Genomic DNA, 25,505 nt, shown 5'->3' on the forward strand with positions numbered 1-25,505 from the left:
GATTAAAGGCGGGCAAGAGGATGCGCCGCACCCTGCCATAACGGGGTAAACATATGCGCCACCACTTGCGGGGTGATCTCTGCTGCGTTCTGGTAGCGCCATTTAGGGCTGCGATCTTTATCAATCAACAGTGCGCGCACACCTTCCTGAAACTCACCCATTTGCGCGCAGCGGCACGACAGGGTCAACTCCATACGAAACACATCAGCCAGGCTCATGTCCTGAGCCCGGCTGAGCTGCTCGGGTACGATCGCCATGGTCAGTGGGCAACCCTGTTGCAAGGTTTTTTGCGCCCGCTGCAGCCATTCGTTGCCGGTATTGTCCATACCCAGAATTGCCGCAACGATTTGCTCACTGGTGCGCATGGCGGCAAAGGAAACACATTCCTGCATCACCTCACGAACCTGCCCCGCAGGCAGGGTCGCTTGCTCAGTTTGCTGCGCTAACCAGGTACCTATCATAGTGTTATCCGCCGCAGACTCGCCCTGCCAATCCAGGCAGCGTAGTGCATCAATCAGATGCGTCACATCATTCATGGCGGCGTCTGCCAGATTGATATCCAGTGCATCGCGGGCGTTAATACTGGCACCGGTCAACCCCAGAAACAGGCCAACCCCGGTGGGCATTTGATTCAGAAAATAACTGCCGCCTACATCCGGATACAGGCCAATGGTGATCTCCGGCATCGCAATACGGCTGGTCGGCGTGACGATGCGGTGTGAAGCGCCGGCAAACAAGCCTAAACCGCCGCCCATCACGATCCCATTACCGACCACAACAAAGGGTTTACCGAAGGTGTGGATCAAATAATCCAGCTGGTATTCTTCAGTGAAAAACTGCTCGACTTTTGCTGGTGTGCTATCGGGACTCGCCACCATCGCATGGTACATGTCGACCACGTCACCACCGGCACAAAATGCCTTGTCGCCTTCGCCATCCAGCACCACTGCCACCACATCCCCATCGGCTTGCCAGGTTGTCAGTTGTGGCATAAGCAACTGAATCATGTCCAGATCCAGTGCATTGAGCGCCTGAGGTTTATTCAGGCGTGCATGGCCAAGGCGTTTACCATTGGCCAACGATATTTCATTAAAAATAACCTTATCCATGGTCATCCTTACAGAATCTGCACCTGATCATCTGCCAGCAAGCGACGGCCGACAATTAAGCGCATAATTTCGTTGGTGCCTTCCAGAATCTGGTGCACGCGCACGTCACGCATATGGCGTTCCAGCGGATATTCTTTGATATAGCCATAGCCACCATGGATTTGCAGCGCTTCGTTACACACATTAAAGCCCACATCGGTAGCAAAACGCTTGGCCATAGCACAATAAGCCGTCGCTTCCGGATCGCCATTGTCCAGCTTAAACGCGGCCAGACGCACCATCTGGCGCGCAGCGACTAATTCAGTGGCCATATCAGCCAGTTTGAATTGCAGCGCCTGAAACGCCGCTAACGGCTTACCAAATTGCTGACGCTCCAGCATATAGTTACGCGCTGTATTAAGCGCCTGTTGTGCAGTACCCAGTGAACAGGCGGCAATATTGATGCGTCCGCCATCAAGGCCCTTCATGGCAAACGTAAAGCCCTGGCCTTCCTCACCCAACAGGTGATCGGCAGGTACTCGCACGTTATCAAAACTTACCAAACGGGTTGGCTGTGCATTCCAGCCCATTTTTTCTTCGGCTTTGCCGTATTCAATCCCCGCCGCGTCGGCTGGCACCACAAAGGCTGAAATACCCTTCGCCCCTGCTTCACCGGTACGCGCCATGACGACCAGCACTTCTGTGGCACCGGCGCCAGAGATAAACATCTTCGAACCGTTAATCACATACTCATCACCGTCTTTTTTCGCGGTTGTGCGCAACGAGGCGGCGTCTGAACCCGCACCTGGCTCGGTCAGGCAGTAAGACGCCAACTTTTGGCCGGTGACCAGTTCATCGCACCAACTGGCTTTAATCGCCTCGGTGCCCCAGGTAGCAATCATCCAGCTGGCCATATTGTGAATGGTCATCATCGCGGTAGTGGCAGTACAGCCCATGGACAGTTGCTCAAAAATAATCGCACTGTCCAGACGGCTGAGGCCCAATCCACCGACTTCTTCCGGCGCATACAGGCCGCAAAAACCCAGCTCACCGGACTTTTGAATCACTTCTTTCGGGAAATAGTGCTCCTGATCCCATTTAGCTGCGTTCGGTGCCAGTTCCTGTTCGGCAAACTGGCGGGCAACATCGGCAAACGCCTGTTGATCTTCAGTCAGATTAAAATCCATGGGAACTCCTTAGCGCAGATTGATCGTCAGGTTAGGACCGGTCGGAATATCGTCTTCAAACCAGCGTGACGTTACGGTTTTGGTTTCTGTGTAGAAACGCACCGCTTGCTTACCGTAGGCATGCAGATCGCCATAGAAGGAATTCTTCCAACCAGTGAACGAGAAGAACGGCAGTGGCACAGGAATAGGCACATTGATACCGACCTGACCGACTTCTACTTCATGCTGATATTTACGCGCCGCCGCACCGCTGGCAGTAAAGATAGACGTACCGTTACCGTATGGGTTGTTATTTACCAGCGTAATCGCCTCTTCCAGCGTATCCACGCTCATGCAGCACAATACCGGGCCAAAAATCTCTTCTTTGTAAATGGCCATATCGGTCGTAACATCACTGAATACCGTTGGGCCAACCCAGTTACCCGCTTCATAGCCAGGCAGGGTGAAATCCGAGCCGTCCAGCAAACAGGTCGCACCTTCATCTTTGCCTTTTTGAATCAGGCCAAGCACGCGGGCTTTAGATTGCGGGTTAATTAGCGGACCGAAACCGGCCTGCTCATCGTTCCATAAGCCGGGACGGATCTTGCTGATTTCCTGCGCCAGATCTTCGATCCACTCTTTGGATTTACCGACAAATACCGCCACAGAAATGGCCATACAACGCTGACCCGCAGCACCCACGCTGGCACCCACCAACTGGTTAATGACCTGGGCTTTATTGGCGTCCGGCATAATTACCGAGTGGTTCTTGGCGCCGGCAAAACATTGCGCACGTTTCATATGGTCTGTGGCAGTTTTATATATGTACTGGCCAACCGGTACTGAACCAACAAAAGATACCGCTTTAATATCCGGGTGGGTCAACAGGGTATCGACCTGCTCTTTACCACCATGCACCACCTGTAATACACCTTTTGGCGCGCCAGCTTGCATGAATAGTTCGGCCAGACGCATCGGCGTCAACGGATCCTGCTCTGATGGCTTAAGGATAAAGGTGTTACCTGCAGCAATTGCCATCGGGAACATCCACAACGGGATCATCGCCGGGAAGTTGAACGGGGTAATGCCAGTACAGACACCCAGCGGTTGAATATAGCTGTAGCAATCAATGCTGCGCGCCACGTTCTCGACGGTTTCGCCCATCATTAACGCAGGAATATTCATCGCCTGCTCTACCACTTCGATACCGCGCCACACGTCACCCATGGCGTCGGCAAAGGTCTTACCGGTTTCCTGACTAAGTAGCTCGGCGATATCTTTTTGGTGTTCTTTTAATAACGCCTGGTAGCGCATCATCACCCGTGCACGCTCTGGCACGGCCACTTCTCGCCAGGATTTAAACGCTTCTTTAGCGCTGGCAATCGCACGATCCATTTCTTCCGCGGTCGCACAAGGGGCTTTGGCGATGACCGAATTATCTACCGGATTGGTCACGTCAATGAATTGGGTTGTTTGCGAAGCGACAAATTCGCCATCGATTAACATTGGAACAATTTGCATAGGGTACCTTGCTACCTGTTAACGGTTTGCTTTGATTGTGACTAACACTAACAAATTTTTTACCTTTACGTTAACGTCAATATGCAAGTTCACCAAGTTGACTGTCAGTTCAAATGTACAAATTTATGCTTATACTTGCTGTGGGTTACAATTCATAACCTGTTTCTTATCTGAATACTTTTATTATTCAAGCAATTAGGGTTATGTTTGCGGGCTTATTAGATTTGCTCTCACATCGTATTAGCTGAGAAAACGCCAACGCATGGACTTTAAACACATTCGATTAGCCATTGTTGAAGACAATGGTGTCGCACGCATTAATTTGCGCAATAACCTCATGCATATGGGGTTTGAGCAAATTGGCTGCTATAGCCAGGGGCGCGAGCTTCGCCAGGCCATGCGTGAACGTCATTTTGACTTGGTGTTGATGGATTACCATTTGGGCATGCATAAAAATGGCGTCGAAGTCATTCAGGAATTGCAACAGGCCGATCTGCTCAAGCCTTCCGTCGCAGTGATTTTTATCACCTCAGACCGCATGCCGCTGATTTTTGGTCAGATTGTTGATGTACACCCAGATTCGGTGGTGTTGAAACCCTACACTATTCGCAATGTTCAGGGTGTTATTAGTAATTGCCTGCTGGCTCGTAAGATGCTTGCCGACGTGTACCGCGCCATGGACATCGAAGATTATGCCACGGCGCTCACTCATCTGGATGGCGTCGATGCGGAAAACGAAATTCTGCGCCGCGGTGCCATCATTACCAAGCTGCGTGCTCGCCTGCTGCTTAAGCTGCATCGTTACGCTGATGCCGCGAGTATTTACCGCGAGATCCTGCAAAAAGCCGACAAAGTCATCTGGGCCCGCTGGGGGCTGGTAGTGGCACTTTTTCTCAATGGCGATAAAGACGAAAGCATGGCTGAACTGGATTCCATGCTGGATACATCACTAACCAAAGACAAAGCGTGTGAATGGCTGGCGCGGATCCATATCAGCAACACCGAATATGACAAAGCTCAGGAATATCTGGACAGAATTAACGAGTCAGAACTGACGCTTTCCACCGCGCGGTTAAAAGTGCATTTGTATCAAATGCAGGAAAAAATCGATGAAGCTATCGCCCTGTTGGAGCGTAAGCGCGAGTCGAATCGACACGTTAGGGAACGGTTTTCCGAACTATCCGCCGATTTAGCCAGGGTTTATCTGGCGCGTGCCGAGTCCGATCCCCTAACGCGCGAAGAATCGCTTAAGCAAGCCAGAACCATCATTGGCGGTACCCGCCGCGCGATGGAAGATGATGTGGATTTATGTAAAAACTACATCACTGCCCTGTCCTACATCATGGAAGGGGATGAAGTCAGAGCCAACAGCATTTTGAATAACCACGCCATGCTGGAATTTGACAGCGCCAGCACGGATACCATGTCAGATGCGGTTAAGGCCTGGTTTGCGGTGGGCGAAACCAGCAAAGCGTCGGAGATTCAACAGCAGGTCGAAAACCGCAAAGATAAACTGTTGGATGAAAACGAAAAAGCCATGACGCAAATGCGCATCGCGCAAAATGAAATTTCTCTGGGCGATAAAAAATCACGCTCCCTCGAATTCAATAAACGCGGTCTCGAAGCCTTTAGCAATGACAAGCTGAGTGAGGCAATTGACTTGTTTTATCAGGCGCACATTCTGTTCCCGGCTGAGCCTGCGTTTTTAATCAATCTGTTCGATGCCATGGTCACCCATCAGTGCCCGCAGCATAAACGCGTCAAGACGCTGAAAATCGCCGATGAACTCAAAGGCCAGTCACTATCGGAAACCAACAAAAACCGCTTTAACGAAATTCGTCAGCGCATGATCCGCGATATGCATATCCATAGCCAGAATACATAGCCCAAACTAGTCAATTCTTGCCCATAAATCAGCCACTTCAGCAAATTTGCCTGCTGCATATTGCTCATTATACTCAACAAAGGAATAAAAATTAGCGCATTAAACTTAAACGATTAAATCCAAATTTTGACCTGACGCGTAAATTCGGTCAAAGGCGCATAATTTTCAACTGATTAGCAGGTATGGGAGCAGGGTAATGTTTCTGAAATGGGGAAAAGCAGAACAGGTCACATCGGCGCAACAAGATAATCTGCGTCACATGGCCTTGCTGGAAAATGAACTGGACGCGATCAAAGCAAATACCGCATTTATCAGCTTTAAGCCGGATGGCACAGTGAAAGATGCTAACGCCCTATTTTTAGACGCCATGAGCTACAGTCTGAAGGAGATTGTTGGCCAGCATCACCGAATATTTTGCGACAAACAACTGGCCGCGTCCCAGCAATATCAGGAATTCTGGCGTGATTTGGGCAATGGCCACAGTTTCAGTGGCATATTTACCCGCCGAACCAAACAGGGCAATACGATTTTCCTGCAAGCCAGCTACTTTCCGGTAAAAAACGACTCGGGTGTGGTGACTGAAGTGATAAAAATTGCCTCCGATGTCACCGCCACGCAACGGACCCTGAAAGATAAAGAAGCCGTGCTATACGCGTTGGATAAGTCCTTGGCGACTATCGAATTTTTAACCGATGGCACCATCCTCACCGCCAATCAGAATTTCTTGAGCGTCGTAGGATATCAGCTTAGCGACATTGTAGGAAAACATCACCGCATGTTCTGTGATGAGGAGTTTTACCGCAAGCATCCCAATTTTTGGTCAGATTTGGCGGCAGGTAAACATTCAGCGGGTCGCTATAAACGCTTCGATGCGCGCGGCAATGTGTTGTGGTTAGAAGCCACCTATAACCCGATATTTGATGATAATGGCAAAGTGTATAAGGTGATTAAATTTGCCTCGGATATCTCCCAGCGCGTCAATACAGCTATGCAGGCGGTGGAATTAGCGGCCGCGACCTCAGAACAAACCTCACAGATTACAGGTAACGCCGTGGGCGTGCTCAACGATGCAATTAAAACCTCTCACCAAATCGCTGAACAGGTACAAGCCGCATCGGATATTGGCGCGAATCTGATGCAACAGTCCAAAAGTATCGATGAAATCGTTACCACCATTCGCGGCATTGCCGATCAAACCAATTTATTGGCACTCAACGCCGCGATAGAAGCCGCCCGCGCTGGCGAGTCCGGGCGTGGGTTTGCCGTGGTAGCAGATGAAGTACGTAAACTGGCCGGACGCACAGCCGAAGCGACCCAGGAAATCGCCGCCGTTGTGCAGCAGAATACTGGGCTCATTCATCAAATAGACGCGGAGCTAAGCGGTGTAACTGGTATCGCTTTGCACGGCGAAGACAGCATTCAACATGTCGCCGATGGCCTGAGCGAAGTGCAACGAGGCGTCAGTCAGTTCGTGGATATGGTGGTTAAGTTAAAACCTTGATTTTAACCTGAACTGATACTGAATGAGCTAACTAATTGAATTGACTATTGTTGAAACATTGAAAAACGTGTGCAAGTTTTGTCTAGGACGGGTTCTTATCCACAGCAAAGAAGATTCGAAGGAGTGATATCAATGACAAAACTACGGCCTGCCAAATTGGCGTTTTCAACCTTAGTTTGCACCATGATGCTAGCATCGGGTACGGGATGCAGTTCAATGACCATAAAAGCGGAAGTTAAACCTGGACACTTTAGGTTTGAGAACTTTATGCGCGATAAAGGCCCCAAAAACGAGCGAATGTATGCTTACCTGATGTGTTACAACCAACGTCCGACGATGTGGGCACAACCTCGACAATACGAGGAAGGTGAACATCATTTGTGGGTTAAAGTCATCGCCGCGGATGGAGCCGTGATAAACAGTAAGTCAGAGGCAATCACTGACTTCACTGTACATTTGCCGGAAGGTAAATCTTACATGCTAAATAGGAAAACCTACGAAAATAGCAACAAAATAGATGTATGGATTCAGGAAGTGGATACAGGTTTGTTAGTTAGTGATGTAAAAACAATCGAGTTGGATAGGCCAAAGGTTGTTAAATATCAAGCTGAACGAGATATGTGTGAATCTAGTACTATTTAATTTTTAATAAAAACGCCTCATTTGAGGCGTTTTTTTATTCAGTTGCAACGAATCAACTTAGAGCATCTCTACCGCAATCGCCGTTGCTTCGCCGCCACCGATACATAAAGAGGCTACGCCCTTTTTCAAACCACGGTTTTTCAGCGCATGCAGCAATGTCACGATAATACGCGCACCAGAGGCACCAATCGGGTGACCTAACGCACAGGCGCCGCCATTGACGTTGACTTTGGCTTCATCCAACTGCAACTGACGAATGGCCAACATGGTCACCATCGCAAAGGCTTCGTTGATTTCCCACAAATCCACCTCGTCTTTGCTCCAACCAGCTTTATCCAGCAGTTTTTGCATGGCGCCAACCGGGGCCACCGTAAAGTTTTCCGGCTCAATCGCATGACTGGCATGGGTCACGATTTTTGCCAGCGGGTTCAGGCCCAGTGACTGAGCTTTAGCTGCTGTCATCACCACTAAAGCGGCGCCGCCATCAGAAATAGAACTTGAGTTAGCCGCTGTCACAGTACCGTCACGCTTGAACGCCGGGCGCAGCGTTGGAATTTTATCCGGGCGCGCATTTAATGGGTTTTCATCTTTGTCTACTGTGACCTCACCTTTACGGCTAGCCACAACCACAGGCGAAATTTCACTGTCAAATGCGCCGGTTTGCTGCGCATTTTGCGCTTTAGATAACGAACTTAAGGCAAATTCATCCATCTGTTCACGACTAATGCCTTCCGCGTCGGCAGTATCCTGCGCGAAGCAGCCCATCGCTTTACCATCGTAGGCGTTTTCCAGACCGTCCAGCATCATATGATCCAGCACCTGACCATGTCCCATACGGTAACCACCGCGGGCTTTAGGTAACAGGTACGGTGCGTTGGACATACTTTCCATACCGCCAGCTACCACGACCTCCGCGCTTCCCGCCTTGATAAAATCATGCGCCATCATGACCGCTTTCATACCCGAGCCACACACCTTGTTGATGGTGGTGACACCGGCGCCCAATGGCAATCCGGCATGTAAGGCGGCCTGACGTGCAGGAGACTGGCCTAAGCCGGCTGGTAATACACATCCCATGATCACTTCATTAACATGCTGCGCATCCAAATCCACCGATTCCAGGCTGGCTTTGATCGCATGGCTACCCAAATCTGTAGTTTTTACATCGGCCAGCGTTCCCATGAAACCGCCCATTGGCGTGCGTTTGGCGGCCACAATTACAATATCATTCGCGCTCATCTTCATCCTCGAAATGTATACAGCGGTTTCCACCCGAAACAGGGGGGAATATTGACGACCCGCTGAGGTTACTTTACCTTTACGTTAACTTACTCTTTACGTAAACGTAAACTAACTATGTCCGAACAGCAAACCTATACCATTGGTGAACTGGCAAAAGAATTTGACATCACCACGCGTACCATCCGCTTTTACGAGGAGCAGGGCCTGCTCTCTCCGGGGCGCAATGGCCAAACGCGGGTATATGACAAAAAGGATCGCGTGCGCCTGAAACTGGTGATGCGGGGTAAACGCCTGGGTTTTTCACTGGCAGAAACCAAAACCTTGTTTGATCTGTACGACAGCAACCAGAACTCCGCAGCACAGCTACATGCGATGCTGGACATGACAAAAACCAAGCGAGCCATATTGCAACAGCAACTGGAAGACATTCGTCTGCTGATGACTGAGATGGACGAAGTTGAACAACGTTGCCGCGATGAGCTGGCTGAACTCGAGGAATCCAAATGAACGCCCCTTACCCTACTCTGAATTTTGGTCTTGGCGAAGAAATCGATATGCTGCGCGATCACGTGTATGCGTTCGCACAGGCGGAAATCGCGCCACTGGCAGAAAAATCTGATCACGACAACAGCTTCCCCAACGAACTGTGGCCAAAGCTGGGCGAAATGGGCCTGCTGGGAGTCACTGTTTCTGAGCAATTCGGTGGTGCCGATATGGGCTATCTGGCTCACGTGATTGCCATGGAAGAGATCAGCCGCGCATCTGCTGGCATCGGTCTGTCTTACGGCGCCCACTCTAACCTGTGTGTAAACCAGATTTACCGCAACGGTACAGAAGCACAGCGCGAAAAATACCTGCCTAAGCTGGTCAGCGGCGAGCATATTGGTGCACTGGCCATGAGTGAGCCCAACGCCGGCTCTGACGTGGTGTCGATGAAACTGACGGCCCGTAAAGACGGCGATCATTATGTGCTTAACGGCAACAAAATGTGGATCACTAACGGTCCGGATGCCCATGTGTTCGTGATTTACGCAAAAACCAATCCACAAGGTGGCAGCAAAGGTATCTCCGCGTTTATCGTTGAACGTGGTACACCCGGTTTCAGTCAGGCGCAGAAGCTGGATAAGCTGGGCATGCGTTCATCCAATACCTGTGAACTGGTATTTGAAGACTGCCGCGTACCGGCAGAAAACCTGATGGGTAACGAGGGTGATGGCGTCAAAATTCTGATGAGCGGTCTGGATTATGAGCGTCTGGTTTTGTCAGGTGGCCCATTAGGTATCATGCAGGCCTGTATGGATATCGTGGTGCCGTATATCCATGATCGTAAGCAATTTGGTCAGTCTATCGGTGAATTCCAGCTGGTTCAGGGCAAAGTCGCCGACATGTATACCCAGATGAATGCTGCACGTGCGTATGTTTATGCGGTTGCGCGTAGCTGCGATCGCGGCGAAACCACCCGTAAAGATGCCGCCGGCGCCATTTTGTATTCTGCCGAGTTGGCTACCAAACTGGCATTGGATGCCATTCAGTTACTGGGCGGCAATGGTTACATCAACGAATTCCCAACCGGACGCCTGCTGCGCGATGCCAAACTGTATGAAATCGGTGCCGGCACCTCAGAAATTCGCCGCATGCTGATTGGCCGCGAGTTATTTAAAGAGTCGGCATAAGTCTGCCATTTGCTATTTGAAGCCGGCTCCCGGGCCGGCTTTGTCAGACCAGGAGCACAGCGTGCCAGTCATTCAATCCAGTTTAAATACCAAAAGCCAGGGCTTTGCCGACAATGCAGCGGCGATGCAGGCGTTGGTCGATGATTTACAACAAAAAGTTGCGCAAATTAAGCTTGGTGGCGGCGAAAATGCCCGCGCCAAACACGTCGCTCGCGGTAAATTGCTGCCCCGTGAACGTATCGATGCTCTGCTCGATCCTGGCAGCGCGTTTTTAGAATTGTCCCAGTTAGCCGCGTGGGAAGTGTACGACGATTACGTTCCCGCCGCCGGCATTATCACCGGCATTGGCCGTGTGGCTGGCGTGGAATGCATTATTGTGGCCAACGATGCCACCGTAAAAGGCGGTACCTATTACCCGCTAACCGTGAAAAAACACCTGCGTGCGCAAACCATCGCCAGTCAGAACAATCTGCCGTGTATTTATCTGGTGGACTCAGGCGGCGCTAACCTGCCCCGCCAGGACGATGTTTTCCCGGATCGTGAACACTTCGGTCGCATTTTCTTTAATCAGGCCACCATGTCAGCCGAAGGCATCGGCCAGATTGCCGTGGTAATGGGCTCCTGTACCGCCGGTGGTGCGTATGTGCCAGCCATGGCCGACGAGTCGATTATCGTGCGTGAACAAGGCACCATCTTCTTAGGTGGCCCACCGTTGGTGAAAGCCGCAACCGGCGAAGTGGTCACCGCAGAAGAGCTCGGTGGTGGCGATGTGCACACTCGTACCAGTGGTGTGGCCGATTATCTGGCCAACAACGATCATCATGCGCTCAAGCTCGCCCGCGACGCTATTGGCCGCTTAAACCGTGTGAAAACCCTGAATATTGATGTGCGTGAGCCGGTAGCGCCCAAATACGACGCACAGGAACTGTATGGCCTGATCCCGAAAGACAGCAAACAGAGCTTTGATGTGCGTGAAGTGATTGCCCGTATCGTCGATGGCTCTGAATTCGATGAATTTAAAGCCCTGTATGGCACCACCTTAGTGTGCGGTTTTGCGCGTATTTACGGCTACCCGGTGGGTATCGTCGCTAACAACGGGATTTTATTTGGTGAATCCGCGCTCAAAGGTGCGCACTTTGTCGAACTGTGTGCCCAGCGCAAAATTCCACTGGTGTTTTTACAAAACATCACCGGATTTATGGTCGGCAAACAGTATGAGCAAGGTGGTATCGCCAAACACGGCGCCAAAATGGTCACAGCGGTAGCGTGTGCCAATGTGCCTAAATTCACCATTTTAATCGGCGGCAGTTTCGGTGCAGGCAACTACGGCATGTGCGGGCGCGCTTACGATCCACGCTTCCTGTTTATGTGGCCAAACGCGCGCATCTCAGTAATGGGTGGCGAGCAAGCGGCTGGCGTATTGGCGCAGGTCAAGCGCGACCAAAAAGCCGCCAGCGGTGAAGACTGGCCTGCCGAAGAAGAAAAAGCCTTTAAACAGCCGATTATCGACACTTACGAAAAGCAAGGGCACCCCTATTACGCGTCCGCCCGTCTGTGGGACGATGGCGTGATTGATCCGGCCGACACCCGCGAGGTGCTGGGCTTATGTATCTCCGCCTCTTTGAATAAACCCATTGAAGACACACGCTTTGGCGTGTTCAGAATGTAAGGACGCAGCATGACAGACGCCCTTCTATACACGGTAGATGCACGTGGGGTTGCCACCCTGACGCTCAACCGTCCGGATAAACACAACGCGTTCGACGATGCGCTGATTGCCGAGCTAACCGCACAATTTCGCCGTATCGCCAGCGATAGCAGCGTGCGCGTGTTGGTCTTAACCGCCAATGGCAAAAACTTCTGCGCAGGTGCAGACCTGAGCTGGATGCAGCGCATGGCCGGCTACAGCGAAGCGGAAAACCTGCGTGATGCCAATGCATTGGCCGAGATGCTGTTCGCACTTAACACCCTGCCCCAGCCAACCATTGCTAAAGTGCGTGGTGCGGCATTTGGCGGTGCGGTTGGCCTCGTCGCCTGTTGCGATATGGCCGTGGCCACCAAGCTCAGCCAGTTTTGCCTGTCTGAGGTCAAGCTTGGCCTCATCCCGGCGACTATCAGCCCCTACGTGATTGCTGCAATCGGTGAGCGTCAGGCACGCCGTTATTTTCTGACCGCCGAACGCTTTACTGCCCGTCGCGCACGACGTCTCGGCCTGATTAATGAAACCGTCACCGAAGAAGATTTGGACAAGACAGTAGAAGGCTTAGTTAATGCCCTGCTACAAAACAGTCCTGCCGCCATGCACGGTGCTAAACAATTGATTGCCAACGTGGCAAATCGCCCGGTTAACGACGAGCTGCTGGCCTACACCAGTGAACAAATCGCTGCGATTCGCGTATCTGCCGAGGGGCAGGAAGGCTTAAATGCGTTTTTGCAAAAACGCCTGCCGGCTTGGCGCGTGGAGTCCGAACAATGAAAAAGTTACTGATTGCCAACCGCGGCGAAATTGCCTGCCGCGTAATAAAGACCGCTAAGAAACTCGGGATTAAAACCGTCGCGGTCTATTCCGATGCCGACGTCAATGCTCTGCACGTGGCCATGGCAGATGAAGCCGTGCACATTGGTGCGGCGCCAAGTAAAGAAAGTTACCTGCAAAGTCAGCGTATTCTGGATGCCGCACTGGCACTTGGCGTAGATGCTATCCACCCTGGCTACGGCTTCTTGTCTGAGAACGCCGCTTTTGCCAATGCCTGTGCCGCGAACGGAATTGAATTTGTTGGCCCGCCCACCGGCGCAATTGAAGCCATGGGCAGCAAATCTGCCGCTAAAGCCATCATGGAAAAGGCCGGTGTGCCGCTGGTCCCCGGCTATCACGGCGATAATCAGGATCCGGCATTTCTGAAACAGCAAGCCATCAGCATGGGCTTCCCTGTGCTGTTAAAAGCCGCTGCCGGTGGCGGTGGTAAAGGCATGCGTCAGGTTCATAGCGAAGCGGAATTCGATAACGCACTGGCAGCGGCCAAACGCGAGGCCATGTCCAGTTTTGGCGATGATCTGATGTTGGTAGAAAAATACCTGACGCAACCCCGCCACGTGGAAATTCAGGTGTTTTGCGATAAGCATGGCAATGGCGTGTACCTGTTTGAGCGGGATTGCTCTTTGCAGCGCCGTCACCAGAAAGTGATTGAAGAAGCCCCTGCCCCCGGCATGCAGGCAGACCTACGCGAGCAAATGGGTGATGCGGCCCTCAAAGCAGCCCATGCTATCGGTTATGTGGGTGCCGGTACCGTTGAGTTCCTGCTGGATGTGGACGGTAGCTTCTACTTTATGGAAATGAACACCCGATTACAGGTTGAACACCCCGTAACAGAGATGATCACCGGCGAAGATCTGGTGGAATGGCAAATTCGCGTAGCAGACGGTGAGCACCTGCCCAAAACTCAGGCGCAATTACAAATCAAAGGCCATGCCTTTGAAGCCCGGGTTTATGCCGAAGATCCCAACAATGATTTTCTGCCTGCCACAGGTACACTAGCCATGCTGGAAACCCCACAGGAATCCCGCTTTGTGCGTGTCGATACCGGTGTGCGTGAAGGCGATGACGTCTCGGTTTATTACGACCCGATGATCGCCAAACTGATCGTGTGGGATGAAAACCGCGATAAGGCCTTAGCCCGCTTACAATCAGCCCTGCGTGATTACCGTATTTGCGGCATGACTACCAACCTGACGTTCCTGCATGCACTGGCCAGCCACCCAGCGTTTGCCGCTGCCGAACTGGACACCAATTTTATCCATAAGCACGAACAGAGGCTGTTTGCTGCAGCCAAGCCTGAATTGAGCACCTATCTGGTCGCCGGTGCCGTGTATCTGGCGCTTAAGCAGGCACAGGACACCACGCACATTATCCCGCGAAATGCCGATATTCATTCGCCGTGGAATAAGCAAAGTCAGTGGCGCGCCAACGACAATTACCACCAAACCGTTGTGTTGAGCCATGATGAGCAACAGCAGGAACTGGTGGTTAGCCGTCATCATGCAGGCCATTTTGCCATTACCGCTGGCACCTCTGCATGGGAAGCCACCGCCAGCCTGGATGGACGTCAGCTCAGCATCGCCATTAATGGCGTGCATCAACAACTTTCTGTATTTGAGGCAAACGAGGTGCTGCACTTATTCGGTGCCGATGGTGAAGTGGTGATTCGTCATGTGTTACCGGATCTGCAATTAGACAGTGACCACGGCGGCCCGGCCGATTTTGCCGCGCCAATGAACGGCACCATCGTCACTCATCTGGTAAAAACTGGTGAACATGTTGAAAAAGGCACCCCGCTGCTGGTCATGGAAGCCATGAAGATGGAACACAGCATCGTGGCGCCCACCAGCGGTCAGGTCAGCGAGTTTTATTATCAACCGGGCGAGCTGGTTAACGGCGGCGCCGATCTGCTGGCTTTTGAGGCGGACGCATGACTTATCCTGCCATAGTAAAACTGGTTGAAGTGGGTCCGCGCGACGGTCTGCAAAACGAACAGGCCAGCATCGCGCTGGCCGACAAAGTCGCGTTAGTTGAAGCCCTGGCAGATGCCGGCATGCCAATTGTGGAAACCGGTAGCTTTGTGTCGCCCAAATGGGTACCACAAATGGCCGACAGCGCAGCGATCTTTGCCGCGATTAAGCGCAAAGACGGCGTTACCTATTCTGCCCTGACCCCTAATTTGCAGGGGTTTGAGGCGGCGATTGCCGCCGGGGCTGATGAAGTGGCGATCTTTGGTGCAGCATCAGAAAGCTTTACCCAGAAAAACATCAACTGCTCCATCGAAGAATCGCTGGCACGTTTCACCCCGGTGGTGGCAGCGGCCAAAGCTCAGGGCATTCGTGTGCGCGGCTATGTCAGTTGTGTGTTGGGCTGCCCCTATGAGGGCGACATTGCCCCGCAAAAAGTCGCTGAAGTGAGTGAAGCCCTGTTACAAATGGGCTGCTATGAAATCTCCCTCGGCGATACCATCGGCGTCGGCACACCACTTAAAACCGAAGCCATGCTGCGTGCCGTTATGCAGGTGGTACCGGCAGAAAAACTGGCCGTGCATTTTCACGATACCTATGGTCAGGCACTGGCGAATATTCTCAAAGCATTGGAATTAGGTATTGCCGTAGTCGATTGTGCAGTTGCAGGCTTAGGCGGCTGCCCTTATGCCAAGGGTGCGTCCGGCAACGTGGCCAGTGAAGATGTGGTCTACATGCTAAACGGCATGGGCATCCACACCGGGGTTGATTTGGATAAACTGATTGCCGCCGGTGACACCATCACCCGCGCGATTGGCAAGCCAAATCAATCAAAAGTGGCTCGAGCCCGGCTGGGTAACTGTTAAATGACGCAACAGACAAGGATGTTTAAAATTACGGCCATCTATCTGGTGGTCGTTGTCATTACTATCGCCTGCTTCCTAATGAATGGACCGATGAGGCCCGGATTGCCCATCGATACGACATTAGTCGAGCGAATCGCCTATATCGACTCTCACCGTGTGATTTGGTCACTGTCATGGTTTATATGGATGTTATCCGCTCTGGGTCTATTGCTGTTTTGTGGAATTTTTGCAGCAGAATTGTCCAGAAACCTCGCACGAACGCTCGGGTTTACTCTGATAGCCATCGGTATCGCACCGGACTTAATTGCAGAGACGCTGTACGCTTTTATTATTCCTCATCTAATAAGTATCCAACAGTCTATTGAGACGATTTCGCTGTTTGAAACTATCGCGATGTACCTGACCGGCTTTTTGGGTAACGGACTATACAACCTCGGCGGACTGGTTCTCACGCTAAACGCGATCTACCAACAACGACTCCCCCGGTGGATCGGAGTTTGGGGCATTGCATCCTGGTTACTGGGTTTACTGTTATCAGTTTCCATTGCCTTACAATGGATGCAACAGGCGCAATTCTTTACCGCGACGTCTATGGTTTTGAGCACAATGTGGATGTTAATCGTGGCTCATAAAGTAGTGCGATAGGATGGAATATTCTCTTATTAAATTGCTCCATATTGGCTCACTGGTGTTTTGGCTTGGTGTTCCTCTTGGAGCTTGGCTTGTGCTTAAAACCGCTGAACGCAACCATCCCGAAAATAACACCTTATTGCAGCAAGTCAGCCAAGTATTCTTTATTACACTCATCATCGAACATATTGCTTTTGCGCTACTGCTCATATCAGGTAGTTGGATGGCAATAAGCTATGGGTGGTGGAACACAGCATGGCTCAATCAAAAATTGTGGCTCGTAGGCGCAATCCTATTGCCTTTGGAAATCGTCGATATAGTATTGGGTAACTTTATCGCCGCAAAAGCATCAGCTCGTTTTTATCAGCAAAGGTCGTTGTCACTATGGCAAAAACGAGCGCTGAGCATATACCACGGTTCGTTCACTAAGATTGCAATCATCATTATTCCCATCGCTGTTATCTTGATCATGTATCTGGCTATCAGCAAAACACCATTAATGTGATCAATTGATTGTTTCAAAGTCCTGATTGCCGCCGGTGACGCTATCACCCGCGCGATTGGCAAGCCCAATCAATCAAAAGTGGCTCGTGCTAGGCTGGGTAACTGTTAATAAAAAAGGGAGCGCCAGCTCCCTTTTTTAATCCCGGTTCAGTGCTTCCAGCAGTTCGATCTCAAAAATCAGATTGCTGTTGGGCGGGATCATATCGCCAATCTGGCGTTCGCCGTAGGCCAGCTCAGCCGGTACCCACAACTTACGTTTGCCACCAACCTGCATACCCTGCAGGCCGATAAACCAGCCCTGAATGACTTTGGTTTTCGACAGTACTACCTGAAAGGGCTTGCCTTTGGCATAGGAGGAATCAAATTCGCTGCCGTCTTCTAAAAAGCCCCGGTAATGGGCGGTGATCAGGGCGCCTTTTTTCACAGTGTCGCCGTTACCGACTTCAATATCTTCAATTCTTAAGTCATTAGTCATGGTCTTTTCCGTCAGGTCGAATTTGGTGCGCAAGGTTAATTGTAAATCTTTGTGAATGCCAGTCGGGTTCTATCCACTCTCTGGCACATACCGGCAAATCTGTATTGAATTGGCGATTGCACTGTGGCCATGCTAGCTGCACAATAAATATTCGGAATTTAAAACAAAAACAAGGAGATACCGTGCTTCCACGTCTTTGTGCTCTACTTAGCATCGGACTGATGTTGCTGCAAAGCGCTTATGCCAGTCCACTGCGTAGCCCTGGCCCATTCTCTGAGCGGGTACACCAAACGCAAATCGACGCGACACTGGATACCGATACCCATCGTGTAAACGCGCAAATGACGCTGGTGTGGACCAACACCAGCGTTCAAACCCTTACTAACATGCCGTTTCACCTATACCTGAATGCCTTTGCCCACACGCAAACCACCTTTATTCAGGAAAGCAATGGTGGACAATTGCGTAACGATGCCCGCGAAGGTGACGATCAAGACAACTTTGGCTATGTGCTGGTCACCGCGCTGTCTGATGCCAGCGGCAACGACTTAATGCCGAACTGGAAAATGGATGACGATATCGCCGATCTGACCTTACCTGCCCCATTGGCACCGGGTGAGTCGGTTACCCTGAATTTCAGCTTTGTTAGCCAATTGCCTAAGGTGTACGCACGCAGCGGCCACAATGGCGATACCTTTAACTTTGTTGCCCAGTGGTTTCCTAAGCCTGGCGTGTTCTTCAACGGCCAATGGAATAACCATCGCTACCACGCCAACAGCGAATATTTTGCCGATTTTGGCAACTACGATGTACGCCTTACCGCACCCAGCGAATTTGTGGTGGGCGCAACCGGTGTACTGGTAGAGAAAACTGAACAAGACGGCAACACCACCCATCACTATATGGCGGAAGATGTACACGATTTCGTATGGGTCGCTGACAGCAAGTTTGGCGAAGCCAGTACTGAATACGAAGGCATCACCATTCGCCTGTTGTATCAGCCGCCATTGGATGAAGAGTCCGTGCAAAATCAGTTAGACGCAGCAGCAGCGACGTTCCGCTGGTTTCATGAGCATGTGGGTTATTACCCGCACTCAACGATGACGTTAGTACAACCACCAGAAGATGCCGATGGCGCCAGCGGCATGGAATACCCCACGCTGGTCACCACCATTACCAACCTGGATAAATCGCCTTTTCAGGAAATGGCAGCGATGGTCACCATTCATGAGGTTGGCCACAACTACTGGCAAGGCATTATGGCCTCCAATGAGTTTGAAGAGTCCTGGCTGGATGAGGGCATCAACAGTTACACCGAAGGCCGGATCATGGCTGAATCGTTCGGCCAGCCTTACGCCTTCCATATTGGCCCACTCAACGTCAGCATGCCTTATGGTCATCACCTTGCCACTATGGGCGCTCGCGTGACGGATCCGGTCAATACTCCTTCTTGGGAATACGCCACAACGGGCGCATACGGTCTCAACTCCTATTCAAAACCCGCAACGATTCTCGCCACGGCGGAACGTATCTGGGGCGTGGAAAAAATGGATCGCGTGTTGAAGGGCTACTATCAGGCCTTTGCCTTTAAACACCCGACCACGCAGGACTTCCTCTCCGTTGCCGCCACCGTTGATGAAGACATGGCAAAGTTTCTGGATAACGCACTTAATACCCTGCAAACCATTGACTTGCGCGCCTATCGCATGAGCAGCGACAAAGCCGACTCGCGCGGTGGGTTCGATTTAACCAGCGATCCGGCTAATCCCACCTTTACTGCACCGGAAGAAACCGACAGCTGGCAGCACAGCGTTACCTTGCTGCGCGAAGGCGAGTTAATGGTACCGGGCGTGAACGTCAATCTGGTCTATGCCGATGGGCATGTAGAAACCCGCTATTGGCAGATGACCCCGGACAAAGCCTGGGAAAAATGGCAATGGCGCACCGACAGTGAACTGGTCGAAGTATTGGTCGATCCACAATTCAGTGTGTTGCTGGACGGTAATTTCGCCAATAACAACAAAATCACCGGCGAAAACAGCAAGCAAGCATGGCGCTGGGTGCAAAGCATGTTTATTAGCATGCAAAGTGCCGTAAGCCTGCTGTTGGCATGGTAAGGAGACTTCCAATGATGAAAGCATTTAAAACCGTATGGATGTGTAAATGGGCTGCCCTGCTTACCCTGGTAATCGAGTGGCTGATATTACTGCCGGCATTTGTGTTGCTGATGAAGTTTGGTAACCAGTATGTTGTCGCGGATATCAACGCTACGCCAATTGGTAGTCCGGAGTTTTTAGCGGTGTTCTTTGGCGCAATGAAATCCTCAGATGGCTTTTCACTGGGTCTCATGAGCTTTGCTTTGCTGCTACCGATCCTGTTGTTAACTAAATTGGCGCTGACGGCTGGCCTGACGGCGCAAATGCAAACTGGCAACGTGCGCTTAGTCGGCTGGTTCAGCGATGCAGGTCGCCTGTTTTGGCCAGCATTAGGCTTATTCCTGCGCTGGTTGGTCGTGCCGTTGGTGTTAGTCGGCATGATGGCGCTGGTCACTATGTTGCTGCCCGACGAGTGGACCTGGGTAAAAGCCGGCCTGTTACTGTTCGGCTGGTTGCTTAGCCTGTCGTGGTTTATGCATGCACTGAATATCAATGTGCAACGGGAGCGTTTATCCCTGTGGCGTGGCGGCAAATCCCTGTTTAAAAACTTTGTCACGGTATTGGGCTTTATGCTTATTTTTGCCTTGTTACTGGCCTTGTGTGGTGGGATGAACTTACTGCTCGGTGAGCACAATCTGGATGCCAGTTCAGGTATGTGGCTGGGTTATGTATTCAGCTTCCTGGTTGCCTTACTGGTGCGCTTTGTAGTGATTTACTGGCAGGCAGTGCATGTACACTGGTGGCAAAAAACAGCCTAAACGAATAAGCCGGTCAATGACCGGCTTTTTTCTAACTACACCACGTCTTTCAGGTGGTTAAAAATGTGCATCACATGGGCCTGCACATATTGCGCTTTGCTTAATTGGCCATAGGCAAAATGGGGCTGTAGCTCACCCTCGTACTGCTCAAATGCATCAATCGCCGCCTGCAAACGCTGGTACTGAACTGTCACATCCGTGCCGCTCAGCGCTGGTGCGCCGGGAATGGCTTCCGCCAGATTATGCTTCATGCGCCCCTTTTCACTAAACAAGGCAAATACACCGGCGCCGATGGTTGCTTTAAACCACGCCGGTTTGTGCTCCGGATAGCCAAGCATCGAATACTCAATACTCTGCGCCATGTGTTCAAACACCATGGCCAGCGACCATTGCCCTGCACTGGCGCGGTTGTCCGCGATCACGCGGGCTAATGCGTCTCGCGCCGCCGCTAACGTCAACGGGGATTCTCCGGAGGGGATTGAATTCCACACCGCGCTGCCCACCGCCAGGCCAATCCCGACTCCCACGGCCGATTTAATAAACTGTCGACGCTGCATGATGAATCTCAATCTCCTTTACCAATCTTGCCGAATACTCGCATGAATCACACCCGACAACCATGTCACAACACCTTACGGCTTAAAGTAAATCACCAAAACAGACCGTTTCACTGGCCGGTGCGCCGTCAAACAGGATGACGCAGGCCAGATTATCCGAGGCAGCACACACGCCATGGGATGCATTCACCTGTCCACTTTCTGGCTCCACCTGTGCCAGGCACTCGCCGGTGCAGTCATCGTCTTGCTGGCAGGTTTTTCCGCCATCGGCATACACATGCTCACAACCGGGTAAGGCATAGTATCCCATCAGGGTAACCACTCCACCGCCGGCCAAACAGCCGGCAATATCCAGTTCGTCCAGCATGGTGTGCCGCTGCTGCGCGTATTCCGGGCTCCAGTCATCGGTAGTCAGATTCCCCAGCTCGGTGTCGCAAATCACCGGGCTGGCATTTCCAAGCGTAATAAACTGATGGCAGCTATCCCGGAATCGGCGTGCGCTGCATTGCCCGCTGGATAGCGCATCCGGCTCGGCAAACGCATCATGACGAATACAACTACCGGCACATTGCGCCTCATCGGTGCAGGTTTTGCCGCTATCAGGGTAGCTGCTCAGGCACTGCGCCTGACCATCAGCCATGCCATACCCCTTACCCTGATTAATGCAGCTATAAACATCCGCCAACGGGTAACTGACAGCCGCACACCCGGCCAGCAAGACCAGTAAAAAGCCACACACGTACAGAGAGGTTGTCACGCTCGCCCGCATCATTTTCTCCATCATAATTAGCGCTGTCGGTTACGCGCCAGAATGCTCTACACTATATGTCAGAAACTTGGATATTTTTAATTAAATCATTGGTTTAATTCCATCATGCAACAACATCAGACACCACCTGGCAGGTAACAACGTTATGCTGAATGTGCTTATTACTTTTCTGCGTTTAGGCATGACCTCATTCGGTGGGCCTGTGGCGCATATTGGTTATTTTCGGCGTGAACTGGTGGAGCGCCAGCGCTGGGTAACCGAGGCACAATTTGCCCAATATCTGGCGCTGTGTCAGTTTTTACCCGGGCCCGCCAGTAGCCAGTTGGGGTTCTTGCTTGGCATGCATCGCGCAGGATTTGCAGGTGCCTTGTGTGCCTTTATCGCCTTTACCCTGCCCTCCGTGCTGCTGTTATTACTGTTTGCCAGCAGTGTTGCCACGCTGTCCGGGCCCATCGGGCAAGCCGCAATCGCCGGGCTCAAACTGGTTGCCTGTGTAGTAGTAGCCGATGCGCTGTGGGCCATGTGGCGCGCGTTGTGCCCGGATACACCCAGCCGCCTGATTGCGCTGTTATCCCTGCTGATCATGCTGACGCTGCAATCGCCTGCCACACAACTTATCGTGATTGCCGGCGGCGGGCTGGCCGGCGTTGCGCTGATCCGCCGCGATAACAGCCAGCAAATCGTACCGGGCTTAGCGCGGATTCCCGCCGGCCTGTCATGGTTGTTAGTCATTGTTTTTGGATTGCTGCTGGTAATGGCCTCGTTATGGCCAATGGTCAACCCAACTTCAACCGCCGTTTTTGCGGCCTTTTATCAGGCCGGTGCACTGGTCTTTGGTGGCGGCCACGTGGTGTTACCGCTGTTACAAGAGAGTGTGGTCACTACCGGCTGGCTGAGTGAAACTGACTTTCTGGCTGGCTATGGCGCAGCACAGGCCATTCCCGGCCCGATGTTTGCGTTTTCAGCCTATCTAGGCGCGCTGGTTGCGCCCACATCGGGGCAAATTGGTATTGCATTAATTGCATTATTGGGGATGTTTCTGCCCGGCTTTTTGCTGGTCTCCGCCGTGTTACCCGTGTGGCAACGGTTACATCGTTTAGCGCCGGCGCTGCGTGCAGTCAGTGGGGTCAATGCCGCGGTAGTCGGTATTCTGGCCGCCGCCTGGTATAACCCGGTATTGTTGCATGGGCTTCACAGCGTAAGCGATGGGCTGATTGCCCTGTGTGCCTTTGCGTTGTTGCGCCTGAAAAAACTACCGGTACTTGCAGTTGTGGGCTTGTGTGTGGCGCTGCGTATTGGGGTTACGGTAATGGCCGGTTAACCAATGTCTGCGTGGATGCAGGAACATCAACTAACAGATGCTAATCCTGTTTACCCAATGCGAACGCCACCGCGCTGGCCGCATGGATAGCGGTGGTATCGAACAATGTAATATCCGTATCGGTCTGTTTGACCAGCAATCCGATTTCGGTGCAACCCAGAATCACCCCTTGCGCGCCCCGCTCTGCCAGCTGCTTAATGATCCGCAGATACTCGGCTTTAGACTCAGGCACGCTTTTACCCAGACATAATTCCTGATAAATCACCCGATGAATAATCGCTCGGTCAGCCTCATCAGGTACCACCACGTCAAGACCAAAGTGCTCGGTCAGGCGACCTTTGTAGAAATCCTGCTCCATGGTAAATGCGGTGCCAAGCAGCCCCACCCGGGTAATCCCTTGCTGTACCAGCACCTTTGCGGTGGCATCGGCAATATGCAGCAGCGGTATCGCGATGGCCGATTCTATCTCTGCCGCTACCTTGTGCATGGTATTGGTACAAATCAGCAAGCAGTCCGCACCCGCGGCTTCCACTTGTTTGGCTGCATTGCTCAGAATCGTCGCCGTACCCTGCCAGTCGCCGGCATGTTGTAACCGCTCGATGGGCGCAAAGTCGACGCTCACCAACGCAATTTTGGCCGAGTGCAAACCACCGAGCGCCTGTTTCACGCCCTGATTGATGGCCTGATAATAGCCAAGGGTGCTTTCCCAGCTCATGCCGCCTAATAAACCGATGGTTTTCATACTACTCTTCAAAACTCGGTTTATTCATCAACCACAGTCTGAAAACCGCCGAATATCATACGCTTACCATCAAATGGCATATGGCCCTCGTACTCAGCAAAGCGCGGATCCTGCATGGCTTTTTGCATACCCTCATCGCGCGTGGCTTTATCCGGCCAGACAATCCAGGAGAACACCACCGATTCCCCTTCTTGCAAGTTGACCGCCATCGGGAATGAGGTCACCTTACCCGGTGGCACGTCATCGCCCCAATTTTCGACAATGCGTAACGCCCCAAACTCTTTAAAAATCGGCGCACAGGTTCTGGCCATCTCAAAATAGGCCTCTTTATTCTCATTGGGTACAGGGATCACATAACCGTCTACATAGCTCATGATTTTCTCCAGTCAGGCAAGCTAAACACGCTTTACCTTAGCACTTATTTGAACATTGCCCAGATGACAGCCGCGACCATCAACAGCGCAAAACTGACCCGCATAATCCTTGCCGAGCGCGGCGTTTCAAACAGCGGGCGAATGAGTCGGCCAAGCACCAACCAGACGGCATCCACCACAACCGCCACAGAAAAACACACGATCCCGGTGGCAACGTGGCTCAACAGCGCCCCTTCCAGCGGCAGAATAAACTGCGAAAACAACGCAAAGAACGCCGCATAGGCTTTCGGGTTTAACAGGTTCAGAATAAAACCGTCGATCAAGCGCGGCGCAGTTTGGCTGGTGTCGTCATTAACCGCGATGACAGGTGCGCGGGCAATTTTCTGGGCGACATAGAGGATATACAGTGCACCGGCGATCTGCACAGCCAGCTTCACATCAGGAAACGCGCTAAACAAGGTGGCTAATCCTAAGGTAGCCCCCACAATGGCCACGGCTAACCCCAATAAAATCCCGGTCAAAAATGGCAGCCCGGGCTTAATGCCAAACGTCGCCCCCACACCGGCCAATGCCAGTGGCGCGGGGCCTGGTGAACCAAGTAGTAAGGCGGTCGCGACGACCAGTGAAATTAAAGACTCATACATTGTTGTTATTTATTCCTTTTTTTAGCAGGCGATGCGCATGTTTTATTGCATAAATTGCCCACTGAGGAGAACCATAGCGCCGAAGGAAATCAGTTTTGAAAACAGAACAACGTAGACGGCATCAACGAAATTACAGCCCGTTGCCTGCATCAATAAGTAGAAAAACAAAGTGATACCGGCCAACCAGCCGATCACCGGAATTAGCGAAACGATAGAAACGCATACCACAATGAAGGCAATATCTTTCGCATCGATTTTTACATAACTAAGCCTGGAGGCTAGCCAAATAAATGCCGTTGAAATAAGCACATCAACTGCAAATAGTATTGCTGATAGTCCCATCTATTAATCCTTTAATTCGTTTGTCCTTAGTAGCAGTAGATATTGCGGATTTATTTCCCGATTTTGGGTTCGCAATAAGGTCACCATAAATGTTGCAATGGCGTAGCGTTGGTTCCGGATAATATGGCGAAGCCTAAGCAAGTGAT

25 protein-coding genes are annotated in these 25,505 nt (G+C 51.7%); 14 read left to right on the plus strand and 11 right to left on the minus strand.

The features are described 5' to 3' along the window. Positions 1 to 2 precede the first annotated feature (2 nt). The 3 genes from TK45_RS08020 to TK45_RS08030 are packed head-to-tail and all read right to left on the minus strand — an operon-like array spanning position 3 to position 3,775. Positions 3 to 1,109, minus strand: coding sequence for an enoyl-CoA hydratase/isomerase family protein (locus TK45_RS08020; RefSeq protein ID WP_254426567.1), 1,107 nt, complete (start codon positions 1,107 to 1,109; stop codon positions 3 to 5). A gap of 8 nt (positions 1,110 to 1,117) precedes the next feature. Beyond that, on the minus strand, positions 1,118 to 2,275 hold the full coding sequence (locus TK45_RS08025) for an acyl-CoA dehydrogenase family protein (protein ID WP_131258128.1): 1,158 nt from the start codon (positions 2,273 to 2,275) through the stop codon (positions 1,118 to 1,120). Between the two features lie 9 nt (positions 2,276 to 2,284). Then, entirely contained in the window at positions 2,285 to 3,775 is a 1,491-nt protein-coding gene (locus TK45_RS08030; protein ID WP_131258129.1) for a CoA-acylating methylmalonate-semialdehyde dehydrogenase, read from the minus strand. Between the two features lie 262 nt (positions 3,776 to 4,037). Between TK45_RS08030 and TK45_RS08035 the strand changes: the two genes are divergently transcribed. The 3 genes from TK45_RS08035 to TK45_RS08045 all read left to right on the plus strand — a co-directional run bounded on the left by TK45_RS08035 (position 4,038) and on the right by TK45_RS08045 (position 7,803). Next, entirely contained in the window at positions 4,038 to 5,660 is a 1,623-nt protein-coding gene (locus tag TK45_RS08035; protein WP_131258130.1) for a tetratricopeptide repeat protein, read from the plus strand. Between the two features lie 196 nt (positions 5,661 to 5,856). Beyond that, positions 5,857 to 7,161, plus strand: a complete 1,305-nt coding sequence (locus TK45_RS16420; protein WP_131258131.1) for a PAS domain-containing methyl-accepting chemotaxis protein — start codon at positions 5,857 to 5,859, stop codon at positions 7,159 to 7,161. A 132-nt stretch (positions 7,162 to 7,293) separates the two neighbouring features. Then, positions 7,294 to 7,803, plus strand: coding sequence for a hypothetical protein (locus tag TK45_RS08045; RefSeq protein ID WP_254426568.1), 510 nt, complete (start codon positions 7,294 to 7,296; stop codon positions 7,801 to 7,803). 57 nt (positions 7,804 to 7,860) lie between these two features. Here TK45_RS08045 and TK45_RS08050 read toward each other — a convergent pair whose 3' ends face one another. Continuing rightward, positions 7,861 to 9,042 (minus strand): acetyl-CoA C-acyltransferase, encoded by a 1,182-nt coding sequence (locus tag TK45_RS08050; RefSeq protein WP_131258132.1) that lies wholly within the window; start codon positions 9,040 to 9,042, stop codon positions 7,861 to 7,863. Positions 9,043 to 9,159: 117 nt separating this feature from the next. Here TK45_RS08050 and TK45_RS08055 point away from each other — a divergent pair, with 117 nt between their 5' ends. The 8 genes from TK45_RS08055 (at position 9,160) to TK45_RS08090 (ending at position 17,222) form a co-directional block, all read left to right on the plus strand. Further along, entirely contained in the window at positions 9,160 to 9,552 is a 393-nt protein-coding gene (locus tag TK45_RS08055; protein ID WP_131258133.1) for a MerR family DNA-binding transcriptional regulator, read from the plus strand. After that, positions 9,549 to 10,718 (plus strand): isovaleryl-CoA dehydrogenase, encoded by a 1,170-nt coding sequence (locus tag TK45_RS08060; RefSeq protein WP_131258134.1) that lies wholly within the window; start codon positions 9,549 to 9,551, stop codon positions 10,716 to 10,718. The genes TK45_RS08055 and TK45_RS08060 overlap by 4 nt, the downstream gene beginning before the upstream one ends. 61 nt (positions 10,719 to 10,779) lie before the next feature. Continuing rightward, positions 10,780 to 12,387 (plus strand): carboxyl transferase domain-containing protein, encoded by a 1,608-nt coding sequence (locus TK45_RS08065; RefSeq protein WP_131258135.1) that lies wholly within the window; start codon positions 10,780 to 10,782, stop codon positions 12,385 to 12,387. A gap of 9 nt (positions 12,388 to 12,396) precedes the next feature. Next, complete coding sequence (locus tag TK45_RS08070) at positions 12,397 to 13,194, plus strand: enoyl-CoA hydratase/isomerase family protein (RefSeq protein WP_131258136.1); 798 nt, start codon at positions 12,397 to 12,399, stop codon at positions 13,192 to 13,194. Continuing rightward, on the plus strand, positions 13,191 to 15,188 hold the full coding sequence (locus TK45_RS08075) for an acetyl/propionyl/methylcrotonyl-CoA carboxylase subunit alpha (protein ID WP_131258137.1): 1,998 nt from the start codon (positions 13,191 to 13,193) through the stop codon (positions 15,186 to 15,188). Before TK45_RS08070 ends, TK45_RS08075 begins: the two co-directional genes overlap by 4 nt. Next, positions 15,185 to 16,087: a hydroxymethylglutaryl-CoA lyase gene (locus tag TK45_RS08080; protein ID WP_131258138.1), complete on the plus strand. Its 903-nt coding sequence runs from the start codon at positions 15,185 to 15,187 to the stop codon at positions 16,085 to 16,087. The genes TK45_RS08075 and TK45_RS08080 overlap by 4 nt, the downstream gene beginning before the upstream one ends. Continuing rightward, positions 16,088 to 16,732: a hypothetical protein gene (locus TK45_RS08085; RefSeq protein WP_254426569.1), complete on the plus strand. Its 645-nt coding sequence runs from the start codon at positions 16,088 to 16,090 to the stop codon at positions 16,730 to 16,732. Position 16,733: 1 nt separating this feature from the next. Further along, positions 16,734 to 17,222 (plus strand): DUF2269 domain-containing protein, encoded by a 489-nt coding sequence (locus TK45_RS08090; RefSeq protein ID WP_131258139.1) that lies wholly within the window; start codon positions 16,734 to 16,736, stop codon positions 17,220 to 17,222. A gap of 135 nt (positions 17,223 to 17,357) precedes the next feature. On the opposite strand, the gene TK45_RS08095 is transcribed toward TK45_RS08090, so the two are convergent. Next, a complete protein-coding gene (locus TK45_RS08095; RefSeq protein ID WP_131258140.1) occupies positions 17,358 to 17,696 on the minus strand; it encodes an FKBP-type peptidyl-prolyl cis-trans isomerase in 339 nt (112 codons plus the stop codon). 182 nt (positions 17,697 to 17,878) lie between these two features. Between TK45_RS08095 and TK45_RS08100 the strand changes: the two genes are divergently transcribed. Beyond that, positions 17,879 to 19,813, plus strand: a complete 1,935-nt coding sequence (locus TK45_RS08100) for a M1 family metallopeptidase (protein ID WP_131258141.1) — start codon at positions 17,879 to 17,881, stop codon at positions 19,811 to 19,813. Positions 19,814 to 19,824: 11 nt separating this feature from the next. Next, entirely contained in the window at positions 19,825 to 20,610 is a 786-nt protein-coding gene (locus TK45_RS08105; protein ID WP_131258142.1) for a hypothetical protein, read from the plus strand. 35 nt (positions 20,611 to 20,645) lie between these two features. On the opposite strand, the gene TK45_RS08110 is transcribed toward TK45_RS08105, so the two are convergent. Together TK45_RS08110 and TK45_RS08115 are read right to left on the minus strand one after the other, a co-directional pair. Then, complete coding sequence (locus TK45_RS08110; protein WP_131258143.1) at positions 20,646 to 21,167, minus strand: DUF1569 domain-containing protein; 522 nt, start codon at positions 21,165 to 21,167, stop codon at positions 20,646 to 20,648. An 82-nt stretch (positions 21,168 to 21,249) separates the two neighbouring features. Next, positions 21,250 to 21,924, minus strand: a complete 675-nt coding sequence (locus tag TK45_RS08115) for a hypothetical protein (protein ID WP_131258144.1) — start codon at positions 21,922 to 21,924, stop codon at positions 21,250 to 21,252. A 157-nt stretch (positions 21,925 to 22,081) separates the two neighbouring features. Between TK45_RS08115 and chrA the strand changes: the two genes are divergently transcribed. Continuing rightward, positions 22,082 to 23,257 carry a chromate efflux transporter gene (gene chrA, locus TK45_RS08120; RefSeq protein ID WP_131258145.1) on the plus strand — a complete coding sequence of 392 codons (1,176 nt, stop codon included), beginning with the start codon at positions 22,082 to 22,084 and terminating at the stop codon, positions 23,255 to 23,257. A gap of 40 nt (positions 23,258 to 23,297) precedes the next feature. On the opposite strand, the gene TK45_RS08125 is transcribed toward chrA, so the two are convergent. Genes TK45_RS08125 through TK45_RS08140 form a run of 4 tightly spaced genes read right to left on the minus strand, consistent with a single transcriptional unit; the run spans position 23,298 to position 25,359 of the window. Continuing rightward, entirely contained in the window at positions 23,298 to 23,999 is a 702-nt protein-coding gene (locus TK45_RS08125) for an aspartate/glutamate racemase family protein (RefSeq protein ID WP_131258146.1), read from the minus strand. A gap of 20 nt (positions 24,000 to 24,019) precedes the next feature. After that, a complete protein-coding gene (locus TK45_RS08130; protein ID WP_131258147.1) occupies positions 24,020 to 24,373 on the minus strand; it encodes a DUF1428 domain-containing protein in 354 nt (117 codons plus the stop codon). Between the two features lie 44 nt (positions 24,374 to 24,417). Then, positions 24,418 to 25,017 (minus strand): LysE family translocator, encoded by a 600-nt coding sequence (locus tag TK45_RS08135; RefSeq protein ID WP_131258148.1) that lies wholly within the window; start codon positions 25,015 to 25,017, stop codon positions 24,418 to 24,420. 42 nt (positions 25,018 to 25,059) lie between these two features. Next, positions 25,060 to 25,359 (minus strand): hypothetical protein, encoded by a 300-nt coding sequence (locus TK45_RS08140; protein ID WP_131258149.1) that lies wholly within the window; start codon positions 25,357 to 25,359, stop codon positions 25,060 to 25,062. Positions 25,360 to 25,505: the final 146 nt, after the last annotated feature.

This window comes from Bowmanella sp. JS7-9 (assembly GCF_004329715.1).
GTDB classification, from domain to species: Bacteria; Pseudomonadota; Gammaproteobacteria; order Enterobacterales; family Alteromonadaceae; genus Pseudobowmanella; species Pseudobowmanella zhangzhouensis.